The organism is Streptomyces sp. MZ04, assembly GCF_004684775.1.
Classification (GTDB): domain Bacteria; phylum Actinomycetota; class Actinomycetes; order Streptomycetales; family Streptomycetaceae; genus Streptomyces.
On the sequence record NZ_SRIC01000406.1, the window covers coordinates 1 to 5,912 of the forward strand.

At 68.3% G+C, this 5,912-nt stretch carries 6 protein-coding genes; 5 read left to right on the forward strand and 1 reads right to left on the reverse strand.

The features are described from left to right. Positions 1–1,126, reverse strand: a 1,126-nt coding sequence (locus E2651_RS40505; protein ID WP_167829047.1) for a DNRLRE domain-containing protein, incomplete at its 3' end; no start/stop codon positions are given. Positions 1,127–1,462: 336 nt separating this feature from the next. On the opposite strand from E2651_RS40505, the gene E2651_RS45780 reads away from it, so the two are divergent. The 5 genes from E2651_RS45780 (at position 1,463) to E2651_RS40525 (ending at position 5,719) form a co-directional block, all read left to right on the forward strand. Continuing rightward, the gene (locus E2651_RS45780) at positions 1,463–1,984 is read left to right on the forward strand and encodes a hypothetical protein (RefSeq protein ID WP_245239516.1); all 522 of its coding nucleotides are present in this window, start codon (positions 1,463–1,465) and stop codon (positions 1,982–1,984) included. A 661-nt stretch (positions 1,985–2,645) separates the two neighbouring features. Further along, positions 2,646–2,924, forward strand: a complete 279-nt coding sequence (locus E2651_RS40515) for a hypothetical protein (RefSeq protein ID WP_135336277.1) — start codon at positions 2,646–2,648, stop codon at positions 2,922–2,924. 715 nt (positions 2,925–3,639) lie between these two features. After that, positions 3,640–4,038: a hypothetical protein gene (locus E2651_RS40520; protein WP_135336278.1), complete on the forward strand. Its 399-nt coding sequence runs from the start codon at positions 3,640–3,642 to the stop codon at positions 4,036–4,038. After that, on the forward strand, positions 4,035–4,157 hold the full coding sequence (locus tag E2651_RS46030) for a hypothetical protein (protein WP_280922830.1): 123 nt from the start codon (positions 4,035–4,037) through the stop codon (positions 4,155–4,157). The genes E2651_RS40520 and E2651_RS46030 overlap by 4 nt, the downstream gene beginning before the upstream one ends. Positions 4,158–4,351: 194 nt before the next feature. After that, the gene (locus tag E2651_RS40525; protein WP_135336279.1) at positions 4,352–5,719 is read left to right on the forward strand and encodes a hypothetical protein; all 1,368 of its coding nucleotides are present in this window, start codon (positions 4,352–4,354) and stop codon (positions 5,717–5,719) included. Positions 5,720–5,912: the final 193 nt, after the last annotated feature.

Sequence of the window (5,912 nt, forward strand, 5' to 3'; positions counted from 1 at the left end):
GTTGTGCGGGGTCGGGGGCCTCGCTTGAGAGGAGGCGGGCGGGCTCCCGGCGGGTTGCCGAGGACGTGGGCGACTCGTCGGCCGCCTTCTCGTCGGCCGCCTTCAGGAGGACGCCCTTGTTGGTGCTCGGGCGCTTCGCCCACTGACGGGTGAGGGAGGTGACGTCCCAGGTGTACGTATCGCCCTGGCGGGTGGTGTCGGAGACGGCCGGTGAGGCGTCACCGCCGCCCGTGCTCCACGGGGTCTTGGTGCCCGACTTTCTCCAGGTGGCGGACTCCTCGGTGAATTGCCGCTTCAGCGGGCTGAGTTCGAGGAGTTGCCCCTTGGCTGCCCGCTCTGCCTCTCGGAGGCGTAGTTCGGCCTGGAGGACGGTCGCCTTCTTGGGGATGCCGGAGGTCGACAACTTCAGGGCCGCGCGCGTGGTGCCGTACTTGGCGTCGCCCGCGCCGACGCTCAGCCACTTCTCGTCGTCCAGGTTCGCACCCGGCTCGGCGGAGGAGAGCGTCGTGTCCGACTGCCCGGACCGCAGGATCCGTAACGTGTGCCCGGCCTTGGGCACGCCCACGCGGCGCACCGGCGAGGCGAGGAGGCGGCCGTCCTTGGTCTCCACCAGGAGGCGGTACGAGTAGCGGCGCGCGATCTCCGTCGCGCTGTCCGCGCGGGTCGGCTCGGCGGTCGTGTCCTTGTAGGAGGTCGCGCCCCTGCCGAGCGGGGCCACGAGGGTGGCGCCGGTCGGCTTGAAGTCGGGGCGGGTGGAGCGGTGCAGCTGATAACCGACCAGGGCGTCGCCCGCGCCCTTGCCCTTGCCCTTGCCCTTGCCCTTGCCCTGCGTGTACTTCGGCCAGGACAGTTCGGGGCCGGTGCCGTGCACCACGGTGGGGGCGTCGAGGGTGGTGCCGGCTGCGTCGTAAGTGACCTTGGGATCTGGGGAGTTGGTGGGGTACTTCCGAGGCGGGGTTTTCGGGATCTTTGGGCCCTTCGGCGGGCCCTCACCCTCGTCCGCCGCCGGCGCCTGCACGGGCGCCGGTCTCTCCTCCGCCTCCGCGAAGGCGGTTTGGGGCAGCACAGCGCCCATCACCGCCGACGCGACAAGGCCGACCAGCAGCCTCTTACAACCAATTCTCACCGTGTCAACTACCCTTCCGGGGCCTTCCTTCAAAAATTCGCGCAACTCACTCGCACGAACAGAAAGAGGGCAGGATCGCGTGCCGCTCGAGGAATTCCACGAGCGGCGCAGAAACATGGATCAAGTTGCAGGCGAGAGTTCTACGCAATCGTTCGACGACGCGTCAACCATGCTGACATTACGGACCATTAGTGATCTATTGGCAATGGTCGAGCAATTCGACAGGCGATAAGTCCGGTATCTTCCGACCCTGTTGAACGGCCGTCAAGGTGTTGTATAACCGGCCTGATTTGAAGGTTCTCAACCGGCTCGGATCGCTCTCACGGGATGGGAAGAATGAACAAGGAACTCACGACGGATGCGGATATCAAGGATGCTGTCGATGCCGTGGACTTCGCGGGCGAGGACGTCGCGGGCAGCAAGGAGACAACCGGCGCGAAGGCGGTCGGCGAGATCTCGAACCGGCGCGTGATCGCCGTGGGCGCGCTGCTGCTCGGCGTATTCTGCACCGCGTTCGTCGCGTACGGATTCCTCGGCAGCGACGAGCCGGAGGAACGCCCCGTCCCCACCGCCTCGGTGACCTACGACATCACCGGCACGGGCAGCGCCGGCGTCTCGTACCTGGCACGGAGCACCGAGGGCAGCGCCACCGTCGAGAGGGACGTCGAACTCCCCTGGCGAAAGACCGTGCGCGTGCCGCTCGGCCAGGACCCGGCCGTCAGCATCCAGCTCGGGAAACGGGGCGGCGAAGCGCGCTGCGCCCTCTCGATCAGAGGTGAACACAAGCAGCGCGCCACAGCGTTCGGCTCCTACGGGCGGGCCACGTGCAGCGCGGAGCTGCCGGCAGAGCGGAATTGACCCAGGGGCGGTCCACAACAGCGGGGCGCATCGGCCGCACCACGCGCGCGCCTGCGCCTGCGCCCCTCTGACATAAGAGGCTACGTACGGACCGTTTCCCCCGAGTCAGTTGATGTCGACCAGGGTGACCGGCAAGACCGGCCGGTCGGGATCGTTCCGCGTCGCGTCGGCGAGCGTACGACATCAGGTGGCTCGGTCCTGGGCATGCGGAACGGAACCGCCAGGCGCAAGCTGAAACCATGAGCGGGAAAGATGTCCCGCCGAGGGCGCCCGGACAGCCTGAGCGGAGCACGGGAGGGGAGCCGCCCGCCAAGCCTCCGGGCAAGTCGAAGAAGGGCGTCTTCACCCACTCCGCGGCCGCCCTGGGCGGACTCAGGCGGCGACATCAAGCCCGGCACGTACAGGACCGTCGGCCCGGCTGAGGACAGCCCCGGTGCGTCTGGGTGTGACGGAGGGCCGTTGCGAGTCCGACTCCCTCGTGGCGAGAGGCGATTGCCACCGTCACGAGTCGGACACGACCTGCGCGTAGGCCCTGGGCGTACCTGCGGTCCGTCTCCACAATGACGGGCCACCGCACCATCCGTGGGAGCACCGTGCCCGCCATAGGTGCCCTGCCCGCCACGGCCGCGCTCGCCCCGCACTCGTCGTGAAAGGTTCTGACATGACAGAGTCCCTCGGACACGGCAGCACCACCGCTGCGGAAGGCTTCTGGTACGTGCTCGGCTGCATCTTCTTCGCCGCCTCGTACTTCGCCAAGATTCCCGTCAAGAAGGCCCTGAGCGAATACGGCCTCGTCACCCTGACGGGCTGGGAGCGATTCTGGTACGTCCTGATGAACATCGGACTCGGCTCCGGCTATCTCTCCAAGGTCATCGTGAAGAAGGCCCTGTCGGAGGTCCGCCCCTCCCCGTTCGGGGAACCGGACAAGACCATCGTGTGATGACCGTGCTCGGCCGCGACGGGCGACTCCTCGTGAAAGACCGGCGGCCACCGGCCCAACGTCGAGCGCGGACGGCAACTGGGACGCTGGGTTCTCGCTGACGTCCAAGACACGCTGCCCGCCGACACGCAGGCCGCACAGCGCTCAGACATCGACGCCAACGGCCGAGCAGCACGGCAACGGCAGGGCGCGGCGACGCGGATCGACGACGTGGTGATCGGTCGGCCAGCCCTCCGCCGCCGTGTTGCTGCGCCTCGCCACTGCCACGGACACGGCCGGCGCGACCCCCATGTCCATCCCCGCCACTGCCCGTCCCCGCCATCCAGGCCCTCCAGCAGGGCAGGGGCGGAATCGGCGGTGCTCCTCTCCCCGAGGCGGGCGACCGCTTAGGGGCGGCGGTCGCGGGCGGGGAATTCTCCGGTACGGACGCCACGGCCCTCGCTATCGGCGCGGCCGACGAGAACACGAGCGGCGGACTTCGGCGGCGTGCTCGCGTCATAGCCGCAGCGGGCCGTCAGGGCACGACACTTCACCGGGACGGCCGGCGCCCTCCACAAAGGCCGGCCCGGGCCGCGCCCCGCGCCCTGCGGTACCTGCTCCCCGCACCCCGCCTGTGATGTTTCCCCGGCCTGATCCGCTCTTCCTTCCGAACACCCAAGTCACCACCCCTGCCACTTCAGTGGCGGCCTCCCATCACACGTAAGGCACCACATCCGTGAACCTCATACGCGCCCGCCGCTCCCTCTCCCCCGCCTTGGCGGCAGCCTCCGCGCTGCTCGCGCTGACCGGCTGCGGGAGCTCCTCGGACAGCAACGGCGGCGACGGCAAGGCGCCGGGCAAGAGCGACAAGGAGGCGACCGCGTCCCCGAATCCCGCACCCGCACCCGCCGCCCAGTTGCACAAGGCCCTCGTCACAAAGGCCGACGCCAAGGCCAAGGGCTACAGCGCCCAGGACAACACCGCCCCCGCGGTCACCCCCAAGTCCGACAAGCCCCAGTGCCGCGCCCTCGCCGACGCGACCGCCTCCGGCACGGACCGCACGCCCAAGGCCGCCGCGTGGGCGAGCCGCTCCTACGGTTCCACGGCGGCGCCACCGTCGCGTACACCTCGGTGAAGAGCGAGCAGGTCGCGGCGGGCGGCGACGAGTCGGTCTCCTGGGAGATGACGGGGGCGGCTCAGGGCTATCTGCTCTCCACCCAGATCACCAAGGTGAAGACGACCCTCGCCAAGTAGCCCTCAATACCAACCAACCCTCAATTCCGCAAAATGTTCCCGGGATCATTTCAACTGAAGCAAAGATAAGGAATTCCGAGTTGAAATTCCCCTACCCAAAAGGGAGGATCGCCAATCCAAGCGAAATCACGTGGCCGACCGGCCGGCGGGTGCCGAGCGGTGGGCCAAATCACCATGCCCACAAGGAGATTCAGATGTCACGCAAGGCGGCAGCCCTCGGCTCGTTACTCGCGGCCGCGCTCCTGCTCAGCGGCTGCGGCGAGAGCGACGACGGTTCGGGCGGGAGCGGAAGCGGCTCGGACGGCGGTTCCGAATCGGCGGCCGCCGAAGCGAAGTTGCTGGGCCAGGTGCCCATGGCGAAGGTGAAGAAAACGGAGATGGTCGGCGCCATGGGGATGTGGACGACCGACAAGAATTTCGTGAAGGCCGATCTCCACAAGATAGTCGGCTACCCGCTCACCGGCGGAAAGGCCGAGTGGACGGTACCGCTCGGCGGTGAGATCTGCTGGTCGTCGGCGGAGCCCACCAAGGACGGCCTGGTCGCCGTCCTCTTCCAGAACGCCAAGAAGGACCCCTCCGTCTGTACGGAGGTCGGCCTCGTCGACCTGAACAAGGGCAAGCTGCTCTGGCAGAAGCAGGCGACCGACGAGTACGGCTCCGCCCAGATGTTCGACGAGGTGACCATCGGCGGCGGCACGGTCGCCGCGGCGGGCAGCCTCACCGACGCGGGCTGGAAGGTCACCGGCGAGCCCCTGTGGAAGCCATCGGACGACAAGTGCCCCGTCGAGGGCTACGCGGGCAGTGACGACAAGCTGATCGCGCTCCGCGACTGCGGCGAGGTCGACAGCCCCCAGCTGAGCCTCCAGACGGTCGACCCTGCGACGAAGGCGGTGAAGTCGACGTACAAACTCCCGGCAGGCACCGAGAACGCCCACGTCGTCTCCACCGACCCGCTGGTCGTGGGCGCCGACGGCGGTGACGCCAAGAAGGGCTCCTCAGGGGCCTCGGAGTTCCTGACGATCGACGACAGCGGGGCCCAGGGCAAGCTGCTGAGCACGATCAGCACGGTGGGCGGCAAGTACGGGAAGTACAAGCTGGACTGCCCGGCCACCGAGGTCACCGGCTGCCAGCAGATCGCCGTCACCAAGGACACGCTCTTCCTCGGCACTTCGGAGCCCTCGAGCGCCGCGTCCGAAGCCGATAACGACCTGGTCGCCATCGACCTGAAGACCGGCAAGCAGAAGGGCAAGGCAGAGGGAGTGGCCGAAGGCCCCCTGACCCCGGTCGGCGTCGCGGACGACGGCAAGGTCATCGCGTACCAGGAGGCCAGCGTGGTCGACGAGGCGGGCGGCGCGGTCTGGGAGCTCGACCCGACGACGTACAAGAAGACGAAGGTCCAGCAGAACCCGAACGCCACCTGGGAGATGGAGGCGAGGTTCACGACGGAGCGCCGGATCCTCTTCGCGGGCGAGCGCCTCTACATCGGCGGCGAGCATGTGACGGCGCCGTCCACCGTCTTCAAGAAGAAGCAGCCCTTGGCGGCGATCTTCGGCGCGAAGTAGGCCGCGCCGCACGGGGGATTCACGTAGCGCACGGGAGATTCGCGTAGCGCACGGGGGATTCACGTACCGGGGGATGCAGGAGGGGATTGCAGGAGAGCCCCGCGGATACGCCGATGTCCGCGGGGCTCTCCTGCGAAGCGACACCGGCAGCCTCCGAAGGACCGGAGAGCTGTGCCCGCCCCAGAACTACCCC

Excerpts from the sequence above, each read along its gene's own strand:
- E2651_RS45780 (WP_245239516.1), top strand. The coding sequence starts at position 1,463 with ATGAACAAGGAACTCACGACGGATGCGGATATCAAGGATGCTGTCGAT.
- E2651_RS40515 (WP_135336277.1), top strand. The coding sequence starts at position 2,646 with ATGACAGAGTCCCTCGGACACGGCAGCACCACCGCTGCGGAAGGCTTC.
- E2651_RS40525 (WP_135336279.1), top strand. The coding sequence starts at position 4,352 with ATGTCACGCAAGGCGGCAGCCCTCGGCTCGTTACTCGCGGCCGCGCTC.